Consider the following 25,435-nt stretch of genomic DNA (forward strand, 5'->3'; position numbering starts at 1 on the left):
TCATTAGTAATAACATTATATTAAGACCTTTCCATTGGAGGGGGTCTGGTGGCATTTATGTGATCCAATCAAATGTTAATATCAATAGCTAAGTTATCCTACTTATAATTTATTCAAGCTTTGCAAAAGGGTGAGCAATAAAGACGCCGCCTTTTATTTTCTGAATCGTTGTCAAAGGAGGGATATGACCTTGAGCCATTTATTTTCCCCGGCCTTTTTCATTGGGCAAATCCGTGTTGGAACCATAAGTGATGCTTCTTGTTTGAACATGGGCAACAACCAGCCAAGCCATTTTAACAGCAAGAAAAAGCAGAACCAGGGTTTTGGGAGTATTACCGGTGATAACAATAACCTTGAGGGGATCCGGGCGTTGCTGAACGATCCAGACTTTATCGATATGCTTGCCGAAACTGACTCTCAATTTTTGCCTTCCTTGCTGCAGGGTCTTTCTGATTCCCAAACAGCTGATCAAACGTCTGAAGAAACTTAAAGAAAAAAAGATCCTGCCAAATCTTTCGTTGGCAGGATAAGGATGAAAGTGTGTTGGGGTTAGGGTTGATTATATTTTTCCCTAAGGAAGATTTTTTAAACATATTCAATAATAATTTAATTGTTTTGACCATCTTCTTTTAGAATACCCATTGATTTAATATGTTCCTTGGTTTCAGGAGTACCCAGATCATATAGCTTTTGGTAGATAAGAACGAGGTCATCGTCGTATTTATCATTGGAGTCATCATGATGATATGGAAGAATAGGAATATGCGCGCGCCAATAGGCTTCCCAGGAATCCGTATTAGCTTCCTCGAACATTGACTGCAGCTGCATGACTTCTTCTTCAGATGCATCAATTTCGAATTCCCACTCCGACATGGTCCGCTCAGGAAGAATCTCTCCCGAACCAACAGTAATATAATAACGCCTTTTATAGCTCATTTACGCCGCCCCTTCTTAAGTGCCGCATTCTCACTTATACTTTTTATATGTCTATATTGTATCCTGGCCGCTGATTTCTATTACAAATTGGCAACTATCATTTAGATTATTCATAACTTACAATAATCATCATAAACTACGTCTAATCCAACCCATTGTTAAGGACCATGGATAAAGAAAACAATTGTGGAGTGTCGGCTGTGGAACATAAAAACTTATTAAGGATGGCTGTTGAGAGCAGAAAAAAACATTTGATCCGCTGCCTCATGACTCTTGAGGAAAATGAAAACAATGAACAGCATCTCAACAGTTTAACATTGTCTGAGCTTGAAGAGGAATGGAAGCGCTACCAAGGGAGAGACGAACCGGGTATTGGGTAAACCTTCTTAATTAACACGGGAAAAAAAAAGCAACTTGGCCGGCAGCCGCCAAGTTGCTTTTTTTTTTCTATTTGGCAAGGCCTTAACATTCACATTTGTGACCAGTTATCCATAACTATAACTATGATGTTCTTTAAAACGGTTAGGGTGGTATTGGACAAGAGAGGGTGAAGTTCTTTAAAATAGACCTATCGCGAATAAAAAGAGGAACGGCACTCACATAGGATGGAGTTATTAGTATGAATGATACGTACACTTTTAGAGATTATTATCAAAATGAAGTGACCTTTTCTTTTACAGATCACCCCTATTCAAAGGATCCAAAACACGTTTGGATCATCTGCCGGTTTCATAATCAATGGCTGTTAACCCGGCACCCAAGACGAGGTTGGGAATTTCCAGGGGGTAAAGTAGAAGAGGGCGAAACAGCTGAGGAAGCAGCGGTGAGGGAGGTTTATGAGGAGACAGGAGCGAGTGTGTTAGATTTATATTATATCGGACAATACAAGGTAGACGGCAAGAGCGGCTCAATTGTAAAAAATGTGTATTATGCGTCGATCAGTCAGATTAAGGTTAAAGATGACTATTTAGAGACAAATGGACCGGTGCTGGTTCATGATATTCCCCGCGATATCAAAAGGATTGATAAATACAGTTTTATGATGAAGGATGACGTTCTAACGCACAGTGTGAAGCAAGTTAAAAAGCAATACTTAAAGGCATCGCCGGAATAACCAGCGATGCCTTTAAGTTTATTTTTAGTTAATCAGAAAGTATAACTTTCTGACGCACATAAGTGCAACTAAGCCTCTAGTTACGCCTATTAAAGGCTTGCCAATCGGCAAGTTTTCTTTATCTTGGGCCGGCGGCTTTTATTTTTTCAGAAACATCATCAAACTTTTTGAAGTTTTCTTTGAATTTTTCTGCAAGCAGCTTAGCCTTTTCCTCGTAAGCCTCTTGATTTTCCCACGTTTTGTTTGGCTGCAGAACATGGTCAGGTACACCTGGACAATGAAGCGGCATATGGAGACCAAAGATTGGATCCGTCATTGTTTCCTCATGACGCAGTTCACCTTGAAGAGCAGCCTGCACCATCGCTCTGGTATAGTTTAAATTGATTCTATCGCCTTCACCGTACGGCCCGCCCGTCCAGCCTGTGTTAACGAGATAAACGTCAACCTGGTGCTCATCAATTTTTTTACCCAGCATTTCGGCATACACCGTGGCTGCGAGCGGCAGGAATGGTGAGCCGAAACATGTCGAGAAGGTAGCTTCAGGCGCTGTGACGCCTCTTTCTGTTCCAGCAAGCTTGCTCGTATACCCGGAAAGGAAATGATACATCGCCTGTTCTTTTGTTAATTTGCTGATTGGCGGCAGAACACCAAATGCATCGGCTGTCAAAAAGACAATCGTGTTCGGGTGGCCCGCAACGCTTGGCATGATAACATTTGGAACATTATCAATTGAATAGGCAGCTCTGGTATTCTCGGTTAACCTGTTATCATCGTAATCTGGTTCACGTGTTGTATCGTTTACAACGACATTTTCCAGAACAGCGCCGTAACCGATGGCATTCCAGATTTGCGGTTCTTTTTCTTTTGATAAATGGATCGTTTTAGCATAACAGCCGCCTTCAATATTGAAGACACCATTGTCAGACCAGCCGTGTTCATCATCACCTATAAGTTTGCGATTAGGATCGTTTGACAGCGTTGTTTTGCCTGTACCAGAAAGACCGAAGAATAAAGCAACATCACCCTCAAGTCCCACGTTGGCGGAACAGTGCATCGACAAAATATCTTTTTTAGGCAAAAGGTAGTTCATAACTGTGAAAATGGATTTTTTCATCTCACCGGCATATTTGGTCCCGCCGATTAAGACCACTTTTTTCTTGAAAGACAGGATAATGAACGCCTCGGAATTTGTGCCGTCAACGGCGGGATCTGCCTTGAAGCCCGGAGCAGAAATCACGGTAAATTCTGGGCTGTGATTTTGCAATTCATCGGCGGAAGGCTGGATGAAAAGCTGCTGAGCAAATAAATTGTGCCATGCGTATTCATTAATGACCTGCAATGGCAAGCGTGATTCGGGATCCGCACCGGCAAACCCTTTAAAGACATAGCGCTCATTAATGCCTTTTAGGTAATCTAACACTTTGGTGTATAACCTATCGAAAACGTCTTCATTAATGGGTTGGTTGCTATCCCAGTCAATCATATTTTCCGATTCCTGTTCTCTAACAACAAATTTGTCTTTAGGCGAACGTCCTGTATATTTTCCGGTATTTGCAGAGAGGGAACCTGAGTCAGTTAATAACCCCTCACCTTTTGCTACTGATTTTTCAATTAAATGTGATACTGATAAGTTCATATAAGAATGTTCAGATTTAATGATGTCATCCATTTTTGATGTGAAGGAAATTGTCTTCATAAGGTAACGACCATCCTTTTTCGTTTATTTCTGTCCTAATCAACTCAGAAATAGTATAACATATATTATTATTTAGTCTATACTATTTGTGACTTATTTTATAGAAAACAATCGAATGAAACAAACCCTTTCCTAATTAATGATGTTAACAAAAATTTGAGCGTTCATTCAGTCTGTTTTATATTGACAGTTAGTGCTCTCTTGCGCTATTCTTAGTTGTAAAACGGCTGCTCTTATCCCGAGTAGGCGGAGGGACAGGCCCGATGAAACCCGGCAACCGGCACCTTTTTTAGGTGCAGCGGTGCTAACCTGCAAGATAAGAGGCACGTGAAGCTAACTGTCCTTATCCATACTTGGAAAGGGCTTTTTTCATGCTATCTAAGTTAACCAAAAACGTGGGAAATGAGTACCGTTATAATAATTTAATATATAAATATGAAGGAGGATATTGGGATGACGAAAACAAATTCTAGACGACTATTCACATCTGAATCTGTCACAGAAGGCCATCCTGATAAAATTTGCGACCAAATTTCGGACGCAATTTTGGATGAGATTATTAAAAATGACCCGAACGCACGGGTAGCTTGTGAGACAAGTGTCAACACGGGTTTGGTTTTAGTAGCCGGTGAGATCACGACCTCAACGTATGTTGATATACCTAAGGTGGTCCGTGAGACAGTTAAGGAGATCGGGTATGACAGGGCAAAATATGGATTTGACTCCGAAACGTGTGCTGTCCTTACGTCAATTGATGAGCAATCACCGGACATCGCTCAAGGTGTTAACCAAGCTCTTGAGGCTCGGGAAGGGCAAATGACGGATGATGAAATTGAAGCGATTGGCGCAGGTGACCAAGGTTTAATGTTTGGCTTTGCAGTAAGTGAAACGCCTGAGTTAATGCCATTGCCGATTTCACTCGCACATAAGCTTTCGAGAAGGCTTGCCGAAGTAAGGAAGAATGAGACGGTTCCTTATTTAAGACCTGATGGCAAGACTCAGGTCACAGTTGAGTATGATGAAAATGGCAAACCAGAACGTGTCGATACGATCGTCATCTCGACACAGCATCACCCGGAAATCACGCTGGACCAAATTAAAGAAGATATGATTAAGAAAGTCATTAAACCAATTGTTCCGGATAATCTCATCGATGAGAACACAAAATATTTTATTAATCCAACAGGCCGTTTTGTTATTGGCGGGCCGCAAGGCGACGCTGGGCTGACCGGGCGCAAAATCATCGTGGATACTTACGGAGGCTATGCCCGTCACGGCGGCGGAGCATTTTCCGGCAAGGATGCAACAAAAGTTGACCGCTCTGCAGCATACGCTGCCCGTTATGTGGCCAAAAATATTGTCGCTGCCGGGCTGGCAGAAAAATGCGAAGTCCAGCTCGCCTATGCGATCGGTGTTGCGCAGCCTGTTTCCATTTCTGTAGATACCTTTGGTACAGGTGAAGTTTCGGAAGAACGTCTTGTTGAACTTGTGCGCGGACATTTTGATCTTCGCCCTGCAGGCATCATTAAAATGCTTGATCTCAGAAAACCAATTTATAAAAAAACAGCGGCTTATGGTCACTTTGGCCGTACCGATGTTGATCTTCCATGGGAACGTACTGATAAAGCAAATAAATTAAAAGAAGAAGCATAAAAAAGCAGGGACAAATGTCCCTGCTTTTTTATGCTTGCATGTCCCTGTTAAAATTTGGTGATGCTTTTTATAGCTTTTGATTTTCGATGACCTGTTTGTAGGCTTGGCCTTTTTCGACGTATTCCCGCCTAATCCGCGCCATTTCTTTTAAGTCATGATCATTTAAGGGACGGACCACTTTAGCAGGCCGTCCGAACGCCAAAACATTTGGAGGGATGACTTTCCCAGGGGGGACTAGGCTCCCCGCACCGATAAAAGCTCCTCCTCCAATTTCGGCGCCGTCAAGAATAAGGCTGCCCATCCCAATCAAACAATTTTTTCTTAATACAGCGCTGTGTATCGTTGCTTGATGTCCAATCGTGACATCGTCTTCTATAAGAAGAGTGTTATTTGGACTCTGATGAAGCATCGTTAAATCTTGAATATTAACTCTATTGCCGATCCGTGTCGGGGCTACATCGCCGCGGATTACTGTGCCAAACCATATGCTTGATTCATCGCCGATTTCAACATCGCCAGATACCACTGCATTTGGTGCAATGAAAACACTGTCAGACATTTTGGGCATTTTGTGATGATAAGGTAAGATCATTTGCATTCACCGCCGGTTTCATTGGTATAATATAATAAAGAGATACTTCTTCTTGGTTAACCCACATGACATTATACTACTTTCAGATTAAATATAAAAATGTATACAAATGAATACATAAAAGAAGGGTGACGTGTGATGGCGGTATGGGAGACAAAACAGCAGCCTCTAGGCGTTATCGTTATCGTTCATGGGTCAGGTGAACATATTGGCCGCTATCATTGGCTTCGGGAGAAGTGGCTGAATGCAGGCTTTCATGTTGTCATGGGTGATTTGCCTGGTCATGGTGAGAAGGCTGCTATAAGGGGGCATATTGATAATTTTAAAGAGTATCTTGATGTGATTGAATCCTGGGTGGAACGTGCCTCTGCATTCCGTTTGCCAATATGTATTCTCGGACATAGCCTTGGAGGGCTTGCAGTGATCCGAACGCTGCAGGAAAGGGATCTGCTTGTTACAGGTGTTATGCTGTCATCACCATGTCTCGGACTTAAGGTGCCTGTACCAAAATGGTTAAGGGCTGTGGGAGCTATTCTTAACCGTACGATGCCCCGCTTCTTGGTGCCTACCAAGAAATCGGCGGATAACATGAATGCTACCCGTAATCTTGATATGTTAAGAAGAGATGCAAAAGACACGATTATGTTAAAAAAGGTATCTGCCCGCTGGTATTTTGAGTTAGAGAAGGCTATGCTGCTCGCCTTTGAACGTTTGGATGCCGTACCTAACATCCCGCTGCTCATTTTACAAGGCGGGGACGATAAAATTGTTGAAAAAAATTCAGTCAAAAGATGGTTTGATTCACTTACAATAGAAAATAAGGCATATAAAGAATGGCCAAATCTTTATCATGAGGTGTTTAACGAGCCTGAAAGAGAAGATGTTTTTCAGGAGGCTTTAAAGTTTGTTAAACCTTTGCAGCTTGGAGGGCGACATAAGTGAAAGTACCAGCTACACCCCTGGGTATGATGACAAAAATTTATCGAAAGGTGCTTCCAAGTGTTCATGAGGAACTTGGCAAGTGGAAACAGATGGCGTCTGCGATTCCAGATGAGGAGCTCAGACGTCAAGCGCTGGCAAGCATCGAATCGAAAACCTTCCATTGCGAAGGCGGGTCCATTTACAGTCTGATTGCCCAGGATCATTATAAAGATGTGATTCGTTTCATTGTCGCGTATCAAACAATCAGCGATTATCTTGATAATTTGTGTGATCGCAGTGTATCACTTGATCCCGAAGATTTTCGCGCCTTGCATGATGCTATGCTGCATGCGCTGACTCCTGGAGCAAAGCTTGAAAATTACTACCGATATCGTGACGTGACATCAGACGGGGGCTATCTTGAAGCATTGGTAGAGACTTGTCAAAGCTTCCTTGCAACGCTGCCATCACTTCCGGTCATCCAGCCCGCTTTGCATGAGCTGGCAGGGTTTTATTGTGACTTGCAAGTCCACAAGCATGTCAAACAAGATCAGAGGGTGCCGCGATTACAGGAGTGGTTCCGTAACCATCAGGACAAGCTGCCTGAAATGAGCTGGTATGAATTTTCCGCTTGTTCTGGTTCGACCTTAGGCATTTTCTGTATTGCATCCTATGCAGCAACGCGCCGTGACATGGGACAACTTGTGGCTGTATTGAAGGACGGCTATTTTCCGTGGGTCCAAGGCTTACATATTTTATTAGATTATTTTATTGACCAGGAAGAGGACAGAGAAGGCGGGGATCTTAATTTCTGCTTTTATTATGATAATGATGACATGATGATCTCACGTTTTAATCATTTCATCGAACAAGCTGATGAAAGCATTTCAACACTTCCTGATAAAAGCTTCCATAAAATGATTAATAGAGGTCTGCTCGGCATCTATTTGGCAGACAAAAAGGTAGCAAGCCAGGCCCACGTTAGGGCGCTTTCCCGGAAGATTATGAAAAGGGCTGGTGGTTCGGGCATGTTCTTTTTCATTAACGGCTGGTTATACCGCCGATTAAAACCTGGGTTATAAAGAAAACTTGGCTTATCGCCAAGCTTTTAATGGCAAAATCCTTAGTTGCAAGGCTTCTGTCTGAATACTCATCTCTGCTGCCTTGCGACAAAGCGAAGCGAAAGGAGCATGATTCGTATACTTTATTCCGCCTTTTCATCAAAGTCCGATGCGATCATCAAATACAGCATTTTGCCCGAAATAGCGGAATGACAGTCTGATTAAGGGCTGCGCTCATTTATTATAGGACTCAGATTCCGGTATTTGTCCAAAATCCATACAAATGACCTCTTGAAAGCCCGAATAACGGAACTTTGAACTTAAACATTCTTAAAGTATAAAAAGAGACAAGGGATCAACTCCCTTGTCTTTTTTCCATTACAATTAAAAATGGCGGATCGTTAACCTGATTTAACATCTCATATTTGGTAACATCCCACTTTGTTTGGTCTATATTCTTAAAGTAAGGGATGAGTACGTCCGCTTCATCCTTTCCTTCAGGATGTCCGGGATAAACAACAACGGCAATCCGGCCGCGGATCTCCATTCTGGGCTGCAATGCGGTTAAAGCAGCTATCGTTGTCTCGTGTTTTGTAACGATTTTCTTGTTGCCGCGGGGTAAATACCCGAGGTTGAAAATGGCGGCTTTTATGCCATGTGGCGGGACATAGTCTGAAAGCCTGTGATGACTGGCATGGATCAGCGTCACTGAGTCATCGCTTTTTCCGGTAGCGTCAAGTCTTTCTCTTGTCCGCTTGATCGCCGTCTCTTGGATATCAAATCCGTAGACCTTTCCACTTGGACTAACCGCTTTGGCAAGGAATAATGTGTCATGCCCGTTTCCAAGTGTACCATCCACAGCAAGATCCCCCTCGAGAAGGATCTCCTTAAGCAGCTCGTGTGCAAATTCAATAACACCTTTCATACGACATCACCAAAATATATAGATAGAGTTTTCGTGATCATAGCAAGCCCCTTTTTAGACAATGTTTTCTTTAGAAATTTTAGCATGATTGATAGAACCTGACAAAAGCGTTAAATGGAAAGAGCCTTCCTGTATAAAGGAAGCCTCTTTGATAAAGGCTTCGATAAAACGAATGAAAGTATAAAATCGCCTAATATGAGTTAGAATGATAGAAACGTTGACATTTTGCCATGAATTTCATAAAATATTAACTATATATTTAAATGCAATGATAAGGAACAGTAGCAATTTAGTTGTTTTGAGAGAGCTGACGGCTGGTGGAAGTCAGCAATAACGGATTGTGAACTCGCCTTTTGAGCATCAGTGATGAAAGATTCAGTAGTTACTGACGTTAGACCGCGTTAAGGTGCCAATAAGTGAATGCTGCTTTTATGAGCATTAATTATGGGTGGTACCGCGGGAATGATCATAAAATATGTGACCAACCTCTCGTCCCTAACATTAGCGTTAAGGGCGGGAGGTTTTTTAATTTTTGGCAACGATAAAGGAGGGGGTCCCATGCCGTATAATCATAAACGCATTGAGGATAAATGGCAGAATTATTGGGAAGAAAACAAAACATTTAAAACAGACGAATCATCAAAAAAGGATAAGTTCTATGCATTGGATATGTTCCCGTACCCATCCGGTGCTGGGCTGCACGTAGGCCATCCTGAAGGCTATACAGCAACCGATATCATTTCACGAATGAGACGGATGCAAGGCTTTGAAGTCCTGCATCCAATCGGCTGGGACGCATTTGGTCTCCCTGCGGAACAATATGCCTTAGATACCGGGAATGATCCGCGCGAGTTTACGCAGCAAAATATTGAGACGTTCAAACGTCAGGTTAAATCCCTTGGTTTTTCTTATGATTGGGATCGTGAAATTAACACGACAGATCCGGAATATTACAAATGGACGCAATGGATTTTTCTTAAGCTGTATGAAAAAGGCTTGGCTTATCTTGATGAAGTGCCTGTCAATTGGTGTCCGGCGCTTGGGACGGTTCTAGCCAATGAGGAGGTCATTGATGGCAAAAGCGAACGGGGCGGCCATCCCGTCGTAAGGAAGCCGATGAGACAATGGATGCTGAAGATTACAGCCTATGCGGAAAGACTCCTTGATGATCTTCACGACCTTGACTGGCCTGAGAGCATAAAGGATATGCAGCGGAATTGGATTGGAAAATCTGAAGGCGCGGATATTACATTTTCAATTGATGGCCACCAGGACGAACAGATTACTGTATTCTCGACAAGACCCGATACCCTTTTTGGTGCGACCTATGCCGTCTTAGCACCTGAACACAAACTAGTCGACAAAATCATGACAAAGGAACAGGAAGCGGCTGTGGCAACCTATCGGAAAGAAATCGCAAGCAAAAGTGATTTGGAACGGACCGAGCTTTCTAAAGAAAAAACCGGTGTATTTACAGGTGCTTATGCCGTTAATCCCGTTAATGGCGAGAAACTGCCGATTTGGATTGCCGACTATGTTCTGATCACATATGGCTCTGGGGCAATAATGGCTGTTCCTGGACATGATGAACGCGATTATGAATTTGCCGACAAATTCAACTTGCCGATTGTCGAAGTTGTAGCGGGCGGTGATCTAACGCAAGGCCCGTATACAGATGACGGCCGGCATGTTAACTCGGAATTCCTTAATGGCATGGAAAAAAATGAAGCCATAAATAAGATGATTGAATGGCTCGTGGAACATGGTGCCGGGGAAAGAAAAATAACTTACAGATTGAGGGATTGGCTGTTCAGCCGCCAGCGCTATTGGGGTGAACCGATTCCGATCATCCACCTTGAAGATGGAACGATGGTGCCGGTACCTGAAGATGAACTGCCGCTTGAATTGCCGCGCACCAATGAAATTAAGCCATCGGGCACAGGTGAATCACCGCTTGCCAACATTGACGATTGGGTTAATGTAGTGGATCCCGTCACTGGAAAGAAAGGCCGCCGTGAAACCAACACGATGCCGCAATGGGCGGGGAGCTGCTGGTATTATCTTCGCTACATTGATCCGAAAAATAAGGAACGGCTTGCCGACCCGGAATTGCTAGCGAAATGGCTGCCTGTCGACATTTACATTGGCGGTCAGGAACATGCTGTCCTTCATTTGTTGTATGCGCGGTTCTGGCATAAAGTCCTTTATGATCTTGGCATTGTGCATACGAAGGAACCGTTCCAGCATCTATTCAATCAGGGTATGATTTTGGGTGAAAATAACGAGAAAATGAGCAAGTCGAAAGGGAATGTTGTCAACCCGGATGAGATTGTGACGTCTCACGGAGCTGATACGCTTCGCTTATACGAGATGTTCATGGGCCCATTGGATGCGGCGATCGCCTGGTCAGAAGAAGGACTTGACGGTTCCCGCCGGTTCCTAGACCGCGTCTGGCGGTTGTTCGTTACTGAAGACGGCGTCTTACAGTCCAAGATTTCCACTGAAGCCAAGCTAGATCAAGCTTTTGAGAGGGTCTATCATCAAACAGTTAAAAAAGTGACGGATGACTTTGAACATCTAAGATTTAATACGGGTATATCACAGCTTATGGTCTTCATAAATGAAGCCTATAAAAAGGAATCCCTGCCAAAAGAAATGGCTGAAAGCTTTGTAAAGCTGTTATCACCAGTTGCACCCCACATGACCGAAGAAATATGGTCGATTATGGGTAATAAGGCGCCGGTCAGTCTTGAAACCTGGCCGATCTTTGATGAAGCTAAGCTTGAACAACAGCAAGTGGAAGTTGTTGTCCAAATTAACGGTAAAGTCCGCGCCAAACTAACTGCCTCCAAGGACATCACGAAAGAGCAATTAGAAGATCAGGCTATGAATGATATAAGTGTCAAAGAAAGGCTTGAAGGCTTGACGATCAGAAAGGTCATCGTCGTTCCAGGAAAACTTGTTAATATAGTTGCAAAGTAACATGATGAAGGAGTGCCATAGGGTACTCCTTTAATTGTGAATTTTTTTCAAATAAGTCGGCTTGTAAATATCTCCATATGGGTTCGCGATGCTTGACTTTTTTATTTAGGGACATGAAAATTGAGGTATCAGAATAAAATGGGGTGGCAAAGTCAAAATGTGCGAAATGATTGAAATCATACGTCCGGAACAATTAAATGACAGGTTGAAAGGCAATGAGGATATTTGTGTAGTGGATGTGCGGGAAAATGAAGAAGTCATAATCGGTAAGATCCCAAACGCCAAACATATTCGCCTCTCAGAAATTCCAGACCGATTAGATGAGCTTGACGCTTCTAAAGAACATATATTGGTTTGCCGTTCAGGACGCCGCAGCGAAAAAGCAGCTGAGTTTCTTCAGGAAAAAGGTTTTACCGTGAAGAACATGGTTGGCGGTATGCTAAAATGGCAAGGTGAAGTGGAATAGCCGCGGGATAATGACAACGACTATTTCCATTCTCATCATTGTGATAGCTATAGCTGGCTTAGTTTTCAGGGGGCAGAGGGTAAAACGGCTGGGTCTTAAGAAATTGCCAATAGAATGTTTGGACAAAAGCAAGCATTGTCTAATTGATATCCGAGATTTTATCACGTCACATAATGAACCGGTTAAGGGCGCTGAAAATATTCCGCTATCCTATTTAAAAAGATCAACAAAGGATAAGGCCATATGCAACAGAATGGTTGTTCTAATTACAGATAACCAAAGGGCTGCGAGATCTGCTGCACGAATAATGAAAAAGCATAGCCATACAACCGGCGGTTGCTATTATACGATGATTTAATCGAAAACTAGTCACCTGTCGACAATAATAGATAGAGGATCGGGCATCTCTCTGAACGTATATAAGAAGTCAGGGAGGTGTCTTTTTGCTGAAAATCAAAATTTTTGACGAGGAGCATGAAAAGGATTTGGAGGATGAAGTGAACCTGTTTTTGGAAACAATTGAACCATCAGATTTGAAGCAAATTCAATATCAGGTGGCGGTTGCTCCAGAGCCGGAATCCGGCACGATTTTTTGTTTTTCCGCAATGATTTTATATGAGACTTAATTTTACAGGATAATTTCTTTTTTTGATGAATGTGATACAATACAATAGATTAAAACACGTGTGTGACATCATTTTTTAGGGATGTAAAAACCAAACGACTTTTTTCCCATTGTAGGAGTTGTACATAACATGGCAGGATCCCAGTTGATTAGAGGGACGCTGATTTTATCTGTCGCAATTTTTGTGTCGAAATTTCTCGGTTTGTTGTTCGTTATACCTTTTAATGCACTAGTAGGGCCGACGGGTGTTTTTCTTTATAGCTTTGCCTTTACCCCTTATCAAATAATCTTAAGTATTTCAACGCTCGGCATACCGCTTGCTGTATCCAAATTTGTGTCAAAATATAATGCCCTGGGTGACTATCAAACCGGCAGAAAGCTATTTAAATCAGGATTAGTTGTTATGACAATAACTGGGCTGTTGGGCTTTTTGATTCTATTCATTTTTGCGCCGGCGATTGCCAGTTTATCACTCAGCGGCGGAGAGGATATGCGGGGTAATAATTTCTCCGATGTCGTCCTAGTCATCCGGGTGGTGAGCATGGCGCTTGCCATTGTCCCGGCTATGAGTTTAATCAGAGGTTATTTTCAGGGCTTTCAATCCATGGGTCCGACAGCATTGTCTCAAGTCGTAGAACAAATTGCCCGTGTCGCTTTTATTCTCATTGGATCATTCGCTGTTATAAAAGTTTTTGACGGCACACCAACCACGGCGGCTGCATTGGCGACGTTCGGAGCTTTTGTCGGTGCTGTTGCAGGGTTTTATGTTTTAGGAAGATATTGGATCAAACGAAAACGGCATCTGGATGAAATGGTGGCTGGGAGCACTGTCCACCATGATATATCGCTTCCAAAAATGTACCGTGAGTTAATTGCCTATGCCATCCCTTTTGTGGCTGTCGGCATTGCCATTCCTTTGTACCAGGCTGTTGATCAATCGACATTAATTTACTTTTTGTCGACGTTTCATGAAGAGTTCAGCAAAAAGGATATAGTTAACATCACCGCAAGTCTTTTTATGAATGACCAAAAGCTTGTGATGATTCCGGTTTCTTTGGCTACAGCGTTGGCTTTAAGTGTCGTTCCATCATTAACGGCTTCTTTTTCCGAGGGCAATAAGGCTGATCTGCATAGAAAGATCACACAGGCTTTGCAATTTGTATTGTTTTTAACAATTCCCGCAGCAGCGGGCTTGTCCATTTTAGGATATATGGTTTTTGGCATGCTTTACAACGTTGATACTGATTTGATGATCGGGGGGCATATCCTTAGGTGGTATGCACCGACAGCTTTATTGTTTGCCTTATTCTCGGTGACAGCATCCATTTTGCAGGGGATCGACCGCCAAAAAGTGACGATCTTAAGTTTACTGGTGGGTCTTTTGTTAAAACTCATTTTAAATCCAATCACTATTATTTTGTTTGATATGAAAGGACCGATTATAGCCACAGATATTGGATTTATCGTTTCCATCGCTATTAATCTTATTGCGATGAAGAAACAAACAGGATACCGTTTTGGCTTTATAGCAAAGCGCTTCCTGCTTATATTAATCTTTACAGCTGTGATGCTAATAGTCGTAAAACTTGTATTAATGATTAGCGGCGGCTCAATTCCAAAATCAATATGGCATGCGATTATTGTCTCAATTTTAAGTGTTGTCGTCGGCGGTGGCGTGTATGGGTTCCTGTCACTCCGGTCCGGCTTGCTGAAGCAGGTCCTCGGAAAGCGCATTCCTTTTTTGAATAGATTTATGAAGTAAGCTCGCACTTATGTGCGTCAGAAAGTTATACTTTCTGATTTACCAATGAAAAACCGGGCAAATGCCCGGTTTTTTTAGAATGGATTGCCTTCATATCGCCCAGATGATGGTGATGACATGCCTAATCTTTTTTCTATGCGCTTTATTCGATTATCAAAATTGGTTAAGGTGCGGTTTTGATTGTACATATATTGTTCAACCTTCTGAAGTCTTTGGTTAAAATAAGTTGATCCTTGACTTCCCGAGTAACCAGAGCTACCGTCCTGGCCAGAGCTTCCGCCTTGAGTGCCGCCGCCGGGCATGAATGGAAAGCTGCTCATGCCGCCTTGGCCGGAGGATCCGCCTTGAGTGCCGCCGCCAGGCATGAATGGAAAGCCGCTCATGCCGCCTTGGCCGGAGGATCCACCTTGAGTGCCGCCGCCGGGCATGAATGGGAAGCCGCTCATGCCGCCTTGGCCGGCTCCGCCGCCCTGGCCGGAGGATCCGCCTTGAGTGCCGCCGCCAGGCATGAATGGAAAGCCGCTCATGCCGCCCTGGGTGCCGCCGCTTGGCATGAATGGATAACTGCTTCCCCCTGTGCCCATTCCTTGTCCCTGAGAAAATGGGTAAAAACTCCCCGTATCAACTTGCCTAAATGGCATGGATTGTGTGGGCTGCTGTCGTTGTCGAAAAACCATGTCTTTCCTCCTAACAAAGGTTGTCGTCCTTTCACAACAGTTTATGTAGGATAGATTCATTATGTTTGCTGAGGTGGCGCCCAATTAAATACCAAAGGTTTCCTCGAATGCTTCTCAATTTCATTTAAATAAATGCAGAGGAAGGCTTTTCGTGCCCGTGGATCGGGAAATAGCGCTTGGAAGGGCCAGAAGCGCTCGCTTAACTATATGTATTTGGATTAAATGGATCCGCTGCGGTCCTCGGACAATATTACGACATTTCCTGCAGCGTTTTCTCTATTTATTCAGTTCGTTTTCATACCATTTTAACTGTTTCCCTATTCCGAGTCCTTTAAGCGGGACTTCGTAATAGAATCCGTGTTTTGAAAGCTCCGGCTCTAAAAATTGCCGATACACACGTCCGCCATGGAGGTAGATGATCTTATCCTTTACGATTTCGTATGTTGAAAAGGATTCAATGACTTTTTTTCCCCAGTGTCTTTTTTGGGATATTGAAAAGGTTTGAATGGAGACATCATAAGGTGCCATCATTTGGTCTGGCAATAACAGCCCATCTTTGGCATTATAAAAGTAAAAACGATCATAATTTTTATGAGCATACTGCAAAGCTTTAATAAATAAGGGGCTTTTATAAAATTCTACAACGGGTGCCTCTTCATCACCCTTTCGCCGGGAAGTTGCCAGCAAACCAATCTTTTCGCTCATAGTCATTACCTCCTAAGACTATTGTACCTTTGTTAATAAACTTTGGAGTAATTACTTTTCATGAAAGGAATATTTTTTATGCGCGTTGATAAATGTCTTGCCAATATGGGATATGGAAGCAGAAAGGACGTCAAACAACTTTTGAAAAAGGGTCACGTCAAGATTAACGAGAAAATGGCAAAAGATCCTAAGCAGCATGTAGATCCTGATAAAGATGCGATTTTTGTTAATAATGAACAAGTGATATACCAAGTATTTGCTTATTTTATGATGAATAAACCCAAGGGTGTGATAACTGCGACAGAGGATGCAAAGCAAAAGACAGTAATGGATTTACTGAACAGCAGTGATCAGCGGCCGAAACTGTTCCCGGTGGGCCGGCTTGATAAAGACACCGAGGGGCTTATATTGATCACCAATGATGGCAGTTTGGCTCATTATTTGCTGTCACCAAAACACCATGTAAAAAAAACATATTACGCTAAGGTTGACGGACGGGTAACAGATAGGGACATTGAAATATTTAACAAAGGAATTGTTCTTGATGATGGCTATAAAGCCTTGCCGGCACAGTTAACCATTCTCAAATCAGATAATATATCAGACATTGAAATAACGATTATGGAAGGGAAGTTTCACCAAATCAAACGGATGTTTCAGGCGGTTGACAAAAGGGTGATTGATTTAAAGCGTTTGAAAATGGGGTCGCTTCAGCTAGATCCATTATTAGCCCCTGGGGCGTACCGTGCCTTATCATCTGAGGAAATAACAACATTGACAGCCCACAAGGTTTGAAGCCAATAGTATTGGGGAATATCCTTTATATCCTATAGAGGAGGTCTTGATCACATGCTTATTTCTTTTAACGAATTAAAGAAATATCCGCTTGTTTTTTTTAATTCTGATGAGGATTCTCATGAGCTTTCTGATATTTTGTTTGATGGCGAATCTGGAACGCTTGCGAATTTTGTCTATGAAGAGCAAAAAAGAGAATCTGCTGAGAACCGTGAATCCTACACGGACAAATCATTTGAAATGGTTGAAGCGATGGGATCAAGTGTCACAGGCACAGTTGGCAGCCTACCTCAGTCAGAAGGGCTTCCGAGGGAACCAAAAAAGCATGTCCAATACTTTTTCATCGACGCCAAGGCGGCCATAATTGAAGACTCAAAGATTCATTATAAAGGCAGTGTCAAAGGTGAGGGAGCGGTAAAAGATCAGCTTATATCAGTTTCTGATCTTATTCGGCGCCGGTTAACTTCCGAAGAAGATCAACAAATAGGCAAAGTCAAGGACATCATGATAGATATCGATCAAAAAGCAATAAAGGGATTGAAAATCTCAGAAGGGTTTTGGGAGAGATTGGTCGGTGAGGGAATGAAATACTTACCGGCTAGTGCTATTGTTAAATGGTATCCGGAGCCACTAATTGTGAAAGAACCTGCAGATAAGTATTTATTAGATTCCGAAGGGGATCTCGACGAAAAACAATAACAAAGTAATCTTAAGGAGGGTGTTCCCAAAGCTTAGCTTTTGAGAACACCCTCTTCTTTAGTTAATCAGAAAGTATAACTTTCTGACGCACATAAGTGCACTGGCTAAAGGCGTAACATCCTGTTACAACGCCAGTACTAGCACGTCCTGTGCGTCGCAACTACGCCTCTGTCTTCACCAAAGGCTCGCCAATCGGCGAGTTTTCTTTACGATACTTTAACTTTTCTATTGGTTATTGTCCATCTGCCGCGGCTGGGACTTCTGACTAGTTTATTGTATGTGAGTATATTAAGGTCCCTCTGTATCGTTCGCTGTGTCATGTCAAATTCTTCAACAAGGTCCTGGGTTGTGACTGTTCCTTTTCTACGAATAAATAAGTAAATGGCTTTTACCCGATTCAACATACGATCAGTTGAAGGATTCAAATTACCACTCCCTAACGTATTATCACAAATATCGTCCCTTTTCACAAAAAAGCAAAAGCTATCTCCAAGAGTCAGCGTGACAAGCCATTCCTCTTTCTAACTGCAAATTTACGGATGACTAACGTTATGTTATATGGGGTTTTAGAAAAAGAAATGTTTTTAATTCTACAATTTATATGATACATATTTCTGTCTAAAAGTCAATACTTTCAGTTCTAAAATGACATTTTGTTCCATTGTGATTGACCAAAGGAAGAAGTTAATATAATATATACCATTGAAAAAATGACTAGAAAACGAGGGGTTTGCTTGAAAAATAGGACAACAAGGCATTTATCCATATATTACTTTTTCGTATTTTGTGGGATTGGGGGCGTGTTCCCTTTATTAAGCGTTTATTTTGATCAGGAGCTCCATTTGTCTGGCACGGAAATCGGTACGATAATGTCAATAGGGCCGGTCATCACACTGCTTTTACAGCCGATTTGGGGTTTGATCTGTGATTATACACGAAAGCCAAAAACTGTGCTGACCGCAACATTAATATTAACAGGACTTGTAGGTATGCTATATCTTTTAGCAAATGATTACCTGTGGTTATTATTCATTGCTGGCTTTCTCGCCGTTTTCCAAAGTGCGATTATCCCGATTTCTGATAGTATTTCAGTAAGCTATACCCAGAAGATCAGAGCGGATTATGGCTCTATTCGATTGTGGGGAGCCTTAGGCTTTGCTTTTTCAGCATTTTTTATGGGGAAAATATCAGAATGGACGGGGCTTAAAGTCATTTTTATTTGTTTGGCCTTTTCGCTGTTAACCGGTGCATTATTAGTAAGAAAAATGCCTGATAGCGGCGGAGAATTTCAGGTTGATTTGCGTTCCGGGTTAAGGGATCTGATGAAAATTCCAAAGTTTGTTTTGTTTATTTTTGCCACTTTTCTAATTTTTGGTCCAGTGCAAGGCAATAACGTCTATTTTGGTCTATTGATTGGTCAACTTGGCGGATCCATCGTTGGCATAGGGGCCGCCTTTTTGGTAGCGGCAGGAACTGAAGCCCCTTTTATGCGGCTTTGCGGTCCTTGGATTCGAAAACGGGGGTTTCTGCTTGTCACCCTTCTCGCCGCTTTGGTCTCTTGTTTGCGATGGTTTTTTTATTTTCTGGAACCCGATGTGATGCTGGTTTATGTCTCAACAATTGCTCAAGGGTTTTCAGTAGGGCTGTTTATTCCTGCTGCCTTAAGTTATGTTAAACATATTTCCCCAGATGAAGTAACTGCTACGGCTGTCAGTCTTTATTCTGCGGCGGGAACGGGTTTGGGCAACTGGTTTTGTGTGTTCTTTGGCGGGTTGTTATTGGATGCTTTCAATATATCTGCGGTATATCTTTTTTACGGGGTTATGACCTTTGCAGGGGTATGTTTGCTGGGAGTTATTATGAAAATGGAAAAACGGGAAACGATAGTCGGGAGAGCTGAGGCTCTTTAATTAAAAATGGGCAGCTTAGCTGCCGCCCATACTCTTTTTAGCTAAATAAATCACCTGAGAGATAGCGTTCACCCGTGTCGTTTGTCATGCAAACAACAATGTCATTCGGTGTAAAACGTTTTGCTACCTGCAGCCCGGTATAGACTGAGGCCCCTGAAGATGGTCCAACCAGGAGTCCTTCCTCACGTGCTAGACGCCTTGTTGTATCACACGCCTCATCATCTGTAATTTGAATAATTTCGTCAGCAATATTAAGGTTAAGGATTGAAGGGATGAAGCCTGGGCTCGTTCCGACAAGCTTATGCCTTCCTGGTTTCCCGCCGGATAAGACCGGGCTTCCTGCAGGTTCAGCAATATGAATGGTCATATCAGGGTATGCCTCCTTCAATGTTTCGCCGGTTCCGGTAACCGTACCACCCGTACCAGCAGTGGAGACAAAGGCTTTAATCGGTTTATTCAATTGTTTTAGACCTTCGATAATTTCCAAAGCCGTTGATTTCCTGTGAGCATCCGGGTTGGCATTGTTTTCAAATTGCATGGGGATGAAGCTGTTTGGTATATCTTTTGCTAATGCCTTGGCTTTTTCAATGGCTCCAGGCATTTTGTCATCGCCGGGGGTTAGAACAACCTCAGCACCGTACGCTTTTAATAAATTGATCCGTTCTTGTGTCATCGTGTCGGGCATGACAATAATCGCCTTGTAGCCCCTGGCCGCTGAGTTCATTGCCAGGCCTATGCCAGTGTTGCCTGACGTCGGTTCAATAATTGTCGATCCTTTTTTTAAAAGTCCAGCCTTCTCCGCTTCCTGAATCATGTTATAAGCAGCACGGTCTTTGACACTGCGGCTGGGATTAAAATATTCCAATTTAGCATACACGGCAGCACCATTTGGATCCGGGAGCTTGTTTAATCTAACGAGTGGTGTATTTCCGATTAATTCAGCTATACTATTAACAACTTTACTCATTCGGACACTTCCTTTTTAAGTTAATCCACTTTTATTATAACAAGAATGATCAATAAATCCTATCAAGAAAGTTGGTAATAAAACATGGCTAATGACCCCCACTTTTTTTTAGCTTTACCACTGCCGTCTGATGTCAGACAGCAGTTAAGGAATTGGTCAGTTAAATTGAAAGAAAGCTTTCAATATCAATATTGGTCGGATTCACAGGATTACCACATTACCTGTCTTTTTCTTGGTGCTGCATCAAAAGATAAAATTGAACAAGTGAAAGCGGCTATGACGCGTGCGGCTAATGAATGTCCTGAGTTTTCAATTCAATTAAAGGGGATTGAGTCATTTGGCCATAAAGAGAGACCGCGTGTTATATTCGGACATATAGAAGCCGATAATCTATTATATAGGTTCCACAGCACGATCTTTAGAGAAATTGAAGCGATGGGATTCAACCTTGATCAGCGTCCGTATCATCCACATGTCACCATAGCCAAAAAGTGGTCAGGCGCAAGACCGCAAACCATTGACGAATTTAAAGAAACGCTTTCCGAATCAGGGAAGACATGGACAGCGGACCGACTTGTATTATACAAGGTTAATCCGCGTGAGACGCCAAGGTATAAACCGGTTGCAGAATTTCCGTTTCTATTGAATATCTAATAGAAAGTGGAGAATGAATGGCGCAGCTTGTTAAATGCCTTTCAAAATACCAGCTGGATTTAACGTCGTACATCATAAAGATTTGAATAAAGTGTAAAACGTGATATGCTAAAAAGTGACGCTCTTATTATACGTTTGTATTTTTTATTAAAGAAAACTTGCCGTTTGGCAAGCCTTTTAAAAGGCGTAGCCAGAGGCTTAGCCCGCACTTATGTGCGTCAGAAAGGCTACTGCCTGCCACCTCTTCTGCGTTGCCTTGCGACGAAGCGAAGCGGAGGAGCGCATTTACTTTCTGATTAACCAACAAAAGGGTGACCTGTCTTGATGCAATTCTTCGATAGTGATGATTGGGTAATTTCCTCGGCCGGAGGTATGACCGGTGAAGCTTACATTGCTCAATCCGCTGATGAAAAAATCTTTTTAAAACGAAATTCTTCGCCTTTTCTCGCTGTCCTTTCGGCGGAAGGCTTTGTCCCAAAGCTGCTTTGGACAAAAAGACTTGCTAACGGAGATGTTCTCACAGCACAGCAGTGGCTGAATGGCCGCGAGTTGAATTCAGAGGATATGACATCCAAGCAGGTAGCCAAGCTTTTAAAAAAAATACATTCTTCCGAGCCCCTGGTCTTTATGCTGTCACGGCTTGGGAAAGAGCCAAAGACACCATCTGGGATCCTTAAAGAGCTGGAAATAAATCACTGTAAAAGACCGGAACAATCGCCTGTACAAGAGGCACTGTCTTTTTTGAGGCTCACAGCTGACCATGCGGATTTTCCTGATAAGATGGTGTGCCACGCAGACATTAATCATAATAATTGGATCATCGACCATGCGGATCATTTGTATCTCGTTGACTGGGATCAAGCGGTCATTGCAGATCCCGCCTTGGACCTAGCTTTGATGTTATATTGGTATGTGGATGAGAAGGATTGGGAGCGTTGGCTTGCCTATTATGGCTGGCCTCTGACAGATTATCTAAGGCTTCGCATGCATTGGTATATGCTTTCGCAGACACTTACCCTGATGTTTTGGCATCAGGACCATGGACAAATAAAAGAAGCTCATCAGTTTGAAAAAGACCTGATGAGTTTGAATCAATATTCAATAGACCGTTTTAGCAATGACCTATTGTAAGGTATCAAGCCAGCCTTGAAAGTTGTTTTTATTATTTTGCAGGTGTCCGTCATACGTATTCAAATTCATGGCTTGTTCACTGTAACTCGAAATGGACTGTAAGGTTTGATTTAATTGGTGATTCGCCTGCTGTTGGGTTATAAGGGAATTGGCACTGCGGTAAAGCTGTTCAAATTCCGCTAACCGGGCGGTACCATCCGATTGATGAGAATTAATGATATCACGGATTAAATTCATTTGATGCTGATGAGATAAAACCAAGAAAGCCACATCCTTTCCTTTTTATATAGGATTAACGGATGAGGCTTTTTTATGAGCGGCTCATTCATTTTAACTTAGAACCTTCAGTTTTGTGTCTATTCATGATAAAATCCGATTTGAAGAAAAATAAAGGAAGTGAAACCATGCGGGTCCGTCATAAACCGTGGGCAAAAGATAAATTAGCCGAATATCCAAATATTGTAGTAACAAACCCAACAAAACATTATGGTGAATGGCATCAGATTTTTGAAAATAACCACCCGATCCATTTAGAAATCGGTACGGGAAAGGGCGGGTTTATCACTGAAATGGCCAAGGCGCATCCTGACAGCAATTTTATTGGGATCGAAATGCATGATAGTGTGATTGTTTCTGCGCTTGAAAAATGTTTGGACCTCTCACTTGATAACGTTAGACTGTTAAACGTCGACGCACGTGAACTGGCTGATTTTTTTGCGGAAAGCGAAATTAGTGAACTCTATTTGAATTTCTCTGATCCTTGGCCGAAAAATCGCCATGAAAAACGCCGTTTGACTTATCATACTTTCTTAGCGCAATATGAATTTGTTTTAGAAAAAGGCGGCAGGTTAAATTTAAAAACAGATAACCAGGGGCTTTTCGAATATTCGCTTGAAAGTTTTTCCCGTTATGGGCTTACCCTAGATAATTTGAGCCTCGACCTGCACAAGTCAGATTTTCCCCTGAATGTCTTGACAGAGTATGAAAAGAAGTTTTCTGATATGGGGCATAGAATTTATCGCTGTGAGGCAATATTTGGGAAATAGTTCCTAAAATCGTTGGCATCAAACTCTTGATGCCTTTCTTTAAGTGGAATATTCACAACATTGGGAATTAACGTTTTTGTCCATTTGTGATAAAATTGGCTTATAAAGAAATATGAAGGGAGAGAGTGGCTATGCTTGAACAATTAAAAGTAGGTGAGTACACATTAACGTGGCTTGACGGCGGTGTCACCTATCTTGATGGCGGTGCCATGTTTGGTGTTGTCCCGAAGCCCTTATGGTCTAAGAAATATCCCGTCAATGATAAGAATCAAATTGAATTGAGGACAGATCCAATTCTTATTCAAGGGAAGAGTAAGAAATATTCTTATTGAAGCAGGCATTGGGAATAATAAATTAACTGACAAACAAAAGAGGAATTACGGTGTTGCAGAGGAGAGCCGCATTGATGACAGTCTCGGTGATATGGGTCTTACAACGAAGGATATTGATATTGTGATGATGACCCATCTGCACTTTGACCATGTGACGGGCTTATCTAAGTGGGCGGAAGGCAAGCTTGTGCCTGCATTTGAAAACGCTGTCGTATGGGTAAACCAAATCGAATGGGATGAAATGAGAGAGCCTAATATTCGATCAAAGAATACATATTGGGAACAAAACTGGAAGCCCGTTGTTAAGCAAATTCATACGTACCAGGATAATAAAGAAATTCTAAATGGAATTACAATGCACCATACGGGGGGGGCATAGCAACGGACACGCTGTTATAACCATTGAAAGCAAAGGTGAACTCGCGGTTCATATGGCAGACATCATGCCGACACATGCCCACCAAAACGTGCTGTGGGTTCTGGCTTATGATGATTATCCGATGGATTCTATTCGTGAAAAGCAAAAATGGCTGCCATACGGCTTAGACAATAACGCTTGGTTTACCTTTTACCATGACGGCCAATTTAGAGCGATGAAATGGGATCAAAACGGAAAGGTTATGGATGAAGTAAAACGGCAACTTTAAAAGGATGTTTTAAAAATTAAATTTTCGCTATTCTTTGACTAATAATATGATATGATAAAAGTCGGGAGGGAAAAAGATGGCAAAAAAAATAATGGCAATGTTTACAGCGGCATGTATGGTCTTTTTTGGCATTATCGGATTTGCAGGGGCTGCCTCGACCGATAAAGCAAAGATGCACAAAGTTATGGATAAGCAGTACAAAACGGCACATTATGACTACAAAAAAGGAACCTTAGATCTTCAGCATGTTAAAACCTTTAATCTGGACAAACCGATTAAGGTAAAAAAGAACGGCAAGGATGTTGAAGTGAATAAAGTCATTGCGGCTGTGGCAACATTTAAGACAGTCAGAGATTATATTTTTTATAAAGACTGGAAGGAATTCGTTTTTTATGCACCGAAGATCGATCAGGTATTAACCTTGGGTGATGTCAACAATGTAGGTGTCCTAAAGGATTATCAGAACAAGTATAATTCAAAGGTATCGCTTGAATTAGGCCCCATCCTTGGAATATTGGCACTTATTATAATTATTCCTGCCATTTTCATTTTCATTTGGTACAAATACAGATATTCCGTATTGGGCTACAAACTTGATAATAATCTTATTGACGACCCAAATAAATAATTAGAAAAACCTTGCCGTTGGCAAGGTTTTTCTAACTTTGTTCAGACAGCTCCAGAACTGTTCCTGTCGAGGCATCGACGATAAAATCATAATGATGAATGTTCTGTTCATCTTTGGCTGTAAGCCCGCCTTTATAAACCTTATAAGAAAGGCCATTTTTATTCATGTCTTGGGATGAAAGATAAATCCAGGCACCGTCAATATCTAAAATCCCCTTTGCCGCTTTCTTGACATGCTGAAGTGCCTGTTCAGAGCTTAATCGCTTGTTGTTAAAAGCCTTTTGCAATAAATATCCCCCGGCAAGTCCTGCCGCAAATCCGCAGGCAATCTCCCTCAACTTCATATGGCGCCACCCTTTCTTTTTTGGGTTATGTAAGTACTCTAATAAAATACATTCTTATTAAAGTATACAATAACCTGATTTATTCATACCTACGAGATGAAACGAGATTTAAGTCCGAAACCATACTTTTCGTTCCTCTATTGGGAAAAGGATTGCGAAATTCACTGC

At 42.2% G+C, this 25,435-nt stretch carries 28 protein-coding genes, 1 pseudogene, 1 riboswitch and 1 other annotated feature; of the genes and pseudogenes, 19 read left to right on the top strand and 10 right to left on the bottom strand.

Going from position 1 to position 25,435, the window contains the following annotated elements; all coding sequences use genetic code 11:
- The first annotated feature begins 184 nt into the window (after nucleotides 1-184).
- The gene (locus tag EV207_RS13250; RefSeq protein WP_132746634.1) at nucleotides 185-490 is read left to right on the top strand and encodes a hypothetical protein; all 306 of its coding nucleotides are present in this window, start codon (nucleotides 185-187) and stop codon (nucleotides 488-490) included.
- A 116-nt stretch (nucleotides 491-606) separates the two neighbouring features.
- Here the strand turns inward: EV207_RS13250 and EV207_RS13255 are convergent, their stop codons facing one another.
- Entirely contained in the window at nucleotides 607-936 is a 330-nt protein-coding gene (locus tag EV207_RS13255) for a hydrolase (protein ID WP_132746635.1), read from the bottom strand.
- 200 nt (nucleotides 937-1,136) lie between these two features.
- Between EV207_RS13255 and EV207_RS13260 the strand changes: the two genes are divergently transcribed.
- Both EV207_RS13260 and ytkD read left to right on the top strand, forming a co-directional pair.
- Nucleotides 1,137-1,316, top strand: coding sequence for a hypothetical protein (locus EV207_RS13260; protein WP_132746636.1), 180 nt, complete (start codon nucleotides 1,137-1,139; stop codon nucleotides 1,314-1,316).
- A 239-nt stretch (nucleotides 1,317-1,555) separates the two neighbouring features.
- Nucleotides 1,556-2,050, top strand: coding sequence for an RNA deprotection pyrophosphohydrolase (ytkD, locus tag EV207_RS13265; protein ID WP_132746637.1), 495 nt, complete (start codon nucleotides 1,556-1,558; stop codon nucleotides 2,048-2,050).
- A 118-nt stretch (nucleotides 2,051-2,168) separates the two neighbouring features.
- On the opposite strand, the gene pckA is transcribed toward ytkD, so the two are convergent.
- Nucleotides 2,169-3,746, bottom strand: a complete 1,578-nt coding sequence (gene pckA, locus EV207_RS13270) for a phosphoenolpyruvate carboxykinase (ATP) (protein WP_132746638.1) — start codon at nucleotides 3,744-3,746, stop codon at nucleotides 2,169-2,171.
- A 230-nt stretch (nucleotides 3,747-3,976) separates the two neighbouring features.
- Nucleotides 3,977-4,069, top strand: a riboswitch (SAM riboswitch).
- Nucleotides 4,070-4,199: 130 nt separating this feature from the next.
- Here pckA and metK point away from each other — a divergent pair.
- Nucleotides 4,200-5,399: a methionine adenosyltransferase gene (gene metK / locus EV207_RS13275; protein ID WP_132746639.1), complete on the top strand. Its 1,200-nt coding sequence runs from the start codon at nucleotides 4,200-4,202 to the stop codon at nucleotides 5,397-5,399.
- 67 nt (nucleotides 5,400-5,466) lie between these two features.
- Here the strand turns inward: metK and EV207_RS13280 are convergent, their stop codons facing one another.
- Entirely contained in the window at nucleotides 5,467-5,991 is a 525-nt protein-coding gene (locus EV207_RS13280) for a gamma carbonic anhydrase (protein ID WP_132746640.1), read from the bottom strand.
- Between the two features lie 138 nt (nucleotides 5,992-6,129).
- Between EV207_RS13280 and EV207_RS13285 the strand changes: the two genes are divergently transcribed.
- A complete protein-coding gene (locus EV207_RS13285; RefSeq protein ID WP_132746641.1) occupies nucleotides 6,130-6,933 on the top strand; it encodes an alpha/beta fold hydrolase in 804 nt (267 codons plus the stop codon).
- On the top strand, nucleotides 6,930-7,994 hold the full coding sequence (locus EV207_RS13290) for a tetraprenyl-beta-curcumene synthase family protein (protein WP_207902953.1): 1,065 nt from the start codon (nucleotides 6,930-6,932) through the stop codon (nucleotides 7,992-7,994). The genes EV207_RS13285 and EV207_RS13290 overlap by 4 nt, the downstream gene beginning before the upstream one ends.
- 334 nt (nucleotides 7,995-8,328) lie before the next feature.
- On the opposite strand, the gene mnmM is transcribed toward EV207_RS13290, so the two are convergent.
- A complete protein-coding gene (gene mnmM, locus EV207_RS13295) occupies nucleotides 8,329-8,898 on the bottom strand; it encodes a tRNA 5-(aminomethyl)-2-thiouridylate-methyltransferase MnmM (protein ID WP_132746642.1) in 570 nt (189 codons plus the stop codon).
- A 259-nt stretch (nucleotides 8,899-9,157) separates the two neighbouring features.
- Nucleotides 9,158-9,398 (top strand) — a binding site (T-box leader).
- Between the two features lie 58 nt (nucleotides 9,399-9,456).
- Between mnmM and leuS the strand changes: the two genes are divergently transcribed.
- The 5 genes from leuS to EV207_RS13320 all read left to right on the top strand — a co-directional run bounded on the left by leuS (nucleotide 9,457) and on the right by EV207_RS13320 (nucleotide 14,733).
- The gene (gene leuS / locus EV207_RS13300) at nucleotides 9,457-11,880 is read left to right on the top strand and encodes a leucine--tRNA ligase (protein ID WP_132746643.1); all 2,424 of its coding nucleotides are present in this window, start codon (nucleotides 9,457-9,459) and stop codon (nucleotides 11,878-11,880) included.
- Nucleotides 11,881-12,037: 157 nt separating this feature from the next.
- The gene (locus EV207_RS13305) at nucleotides 12,038-12,346 is read left to right on the top strand and encodes a rhodanese-like domain-containing protein (RefSeq protein WP_132746644.1); all 309 of its coding nucleotides are present in this window, start codon (nucleotides 12,038-12,040) and stop codon (nucleotides 12,344-12,346) included.
- Between the two features lie 10 nt (nucleotides 12,347-12,356).
- Nucleotides 12,357-12,704 (top strand): rhodanese-like domain-containing protein, encoded by a 348-nt coding sequence (locus EV207_RS13310; RefSeq protein ID WP_132746645.1) that lies wholly within the window; start codon nucleotides 12,357-12,359, stop codon nucleotides 12,702-12,704.
- Between the two features lie 85 nt (nucleotides 12,705-12,789).
- Nucleotides 12,790-12,972 carry a sporulation protein Cse60 gene (locus tag EV207_RS13315; RefSeq protein WP_132746646.1) on the top strand — a complete coding sequence of 61 codons (183 nt, stop codon included), beginning with the start codon at nucleotides 12,790-12,792 and terminating at the stop codon, nucleotides 12,970-12,972.
- A 129-nt stretch (nucleotides 12,973-13,101) separates the two neighbouring features.
- Nucleotides 13,102-14,733: a putative polysaccharide biosynthesis protein gene (locus EV207_RS13320; protein ID WP_132746647.1), complete on the top strand. Its 1,632-nt coding sequence runs from the start codon at nucleotides 13,102-13,104 to the stop codon at nucleotides 14,731-14,733.
- A 74-nt stretch (nucleotides 14,734-14,807) separates the two neighbouring features.
- Here EV207_RS13320 and EV207_RS23280 read toward each other — a convergent pair whose 3' ends face one another.
- The gene (locus EV207_RS23280; RefSeq protein ID WP_207902954.1) at nucleotides 14,808-15,410 is read right to left on the bottom strand and encodes a hypothetical protein; all 603 of its coding nucleotides are present in this window, start codon (nucleotides 15,408-15,410) and stop codon (nucleotides 14,808-14,810) included.
- 276 nt (nucleotides 15,411-15,686) lie between these two features.
- Nucleotides 15,687-16,115, bottom strand: coding sequence for a DUF6884 domain-containing protein (locus EV207_RS13330; RefSeq protein WP_132746648.1), 429 nt, complete (start codon nucleotides 16,113-16,115; stop codon nucleotides 15,687-15,689).
- 78 nt (nucleotides 16,116-16,193) lie between these two features.
- On the opposite strand from EV207_RS13330, the gene EV207_RS13335 reads away from it, so the two are divergent.
- Nucleotides 16,194-16,910 (top strand): pseudouridine synthase, encoded by a 717-nt coding sequence (locus EV207_RS13335; protein WP_132746649.1) that lies wholly within the window; start codon nucleotides 16,194-16,196, stop codon nucleotides 16,908-16,910.
- Nucleotides 16,911-16,964: 54 nt separating this feature from the next.
- On the top strand, nucleotides 16,965-17,609 hold the full coding sequence (locus EV207_RS13340; protein ID WP_132746650.1) for a PRC-barrel domain-containing protein: 645 nt from the start codon (nucleotides 16,965-16,967) through the stop codon (nucleotides 17,607-17,609).
- Nucleotides 17,610-17,815: 206 nt separating this feature from the next.
- Here the strand turns inward: EV207_RS13340 and EV207_RS13345 are convergent, their stop codons facing one another.
- The gene (locus EV207_RS13345) at nucleotides 17,816-18,034 is read right to left on the bottom strand and encodes a DeoR family transcriptional regulator (RefSeq protein ID WP_132746651.1); all 219 of its coding nucleotides are present in this window, start codon (nucleotides 18,032-18,034) and stop codon (nucleotides 17,816-17,818) included.
- A 285-nt stretch (nucleotides 18,035-18,319) separates the two neighbouring features.
- On the opposite strand from EV207_RS13345, the gene EV207_RS13350 reads away from it, so the two are divergent.
- A complete protein-coding gene (locus tag EV207_RS13350; RefSeq protein ID WP_132746652.1) occupies nucleotides 18,320-19,519 on the top strand; it encodes an MFS transporter in 1,200 nt (399 codons plus the stop codon).
- Between the two features lie 37 nt (nucleotides 19,520-19,556).
- Here EV207_RS13350 and cysK read toward each other — a convergent pair whose 3' ends face one another.
- Nucleotides 19,557-20,486, bottom strand: a complete 930-nt coding sequence (gene cysK / locus EV207_RS13355; RefSeq protein ID WP_132746653.1) for a cysteine synthase A — start codon at nucleotides 20,484-20,486, stop codon at nucleotides 19,557-19,559.
- 84 nt (nucleotides 20,487-20,570) lie between these two features.
- Here cysK and thpR point away from each other — a divergent pair, with 84 nt between their 5' ends.
- Nucleotides 20,571-21,140, top strand: coding sequence for an RNA 2',3'-cyclic phosphodiesterase (gene thpR, locus EV207_RS13360; RefSeq protein ID WP_132746654.1), 570 nt, complete (start codon nucleotides 20,571-20,573; stop codon nucleotides 21,138-21,140).
- A 324-nt stretch (nucleotides 21,141-21,464) separates the two neighbouring features.
- A complete protein-coding gene (locus EV207_RS13365; protein ID WP_132746663.1) occupies nucleotides 21,465-22,271 on the top strand; it encodes a phosphotransferase family protein in 807 nt (268 codons plus the stop codon).
- Here the strand turns inward: EV207_RS13365 and EV207_RS13370 are convergent.
- Nucleotides 22,263-22,532, bottom strand: a complete 270-nt coding sequence (locus EV207_RS13370) for a YtzH-like family protein (RefSeq protein ID WP_132746655.1) — start codon at nucleotides 22,530-22,532, stop codon at nucleotides 22,263-22,265. The two genes, EV207_RS13365 and EV207_RS13370, sit on opposite strands and share 9 nt — an antisense overlap.
- Nucleotides 22,533-22,675: 143 nt before the next feature.
- Here EV207_RS13370 and trmB point away from each other — a divergent pair, with 143 nt between their 5' ends.
- The 3 genes and pseudogenes from trmB (at nucleotide 22,676) to EV207_RS13385 (ending at nucleotide 24,924) form a co-directional block, all read left to right on the top strand.
- A complete protein-coding gene (trmB, locus tag EV207_RS13375; RefSeq protein ID WP_132746664.1) occupies nucleotides 22,676-23,317 on the top strand; it encodes a tRNA (guanosine(46)-N7)-methyltransferase TrmB in 642 nt (213 codons plus the stop codon).
- Between the two features lie 131 nt (nucleotides 23,318-23,448).
- Nucleotides 23,449-24,296 (top strand): annotated as a pseudogene (locus tag EV207_RS13380) (YtnP family quorum-quenching lactonase).
- 76 nt (nucleotides 24,297-24,372) lie between these two features.
- Nucleotides 24,373-24,924 carry a hypothetical protein gene (locus tag EV207_RS13385; protein ID WP_132746656.1) on the top strand — a complete coding sequence of 184 codons (552 nt, stop codon included), beginning with the start codon at nucleotides 24,373-24,375 and terminating at the stop codon, nucleotides 24,922-24,924.
- 31 nt (nucleotides 24,925-24,955) lie between these two features.
- Here EV207_RS13385 and EV207_RS13390 read toward each other — a convergent pair whose 3' ends face one another.
- Nucleotides 24,956-25,267, bottom strand: coding sequence for a PepSY domain-containing protein (locus EV207_RS13390; RefSeq protein ID WP_132746657.1), 312 nt, complete (start codon nucleotides 25,265-25,267; stop codon nucleotides 24,956-24,958).
- Between the last annotated feature and the right edge of the window lie 168 nt (nucleotides 25,268-25,435).

It is taken from the genome of Scopulibacillus darangshiensis (genome assembly GCF_004341035.1).
Lineage (GTDB): Bacteria > Bacillota > Bacilli > Bacillales > Sporolactobacillaceae > Scopulibacillus > Scopulibacillus darangshiensis.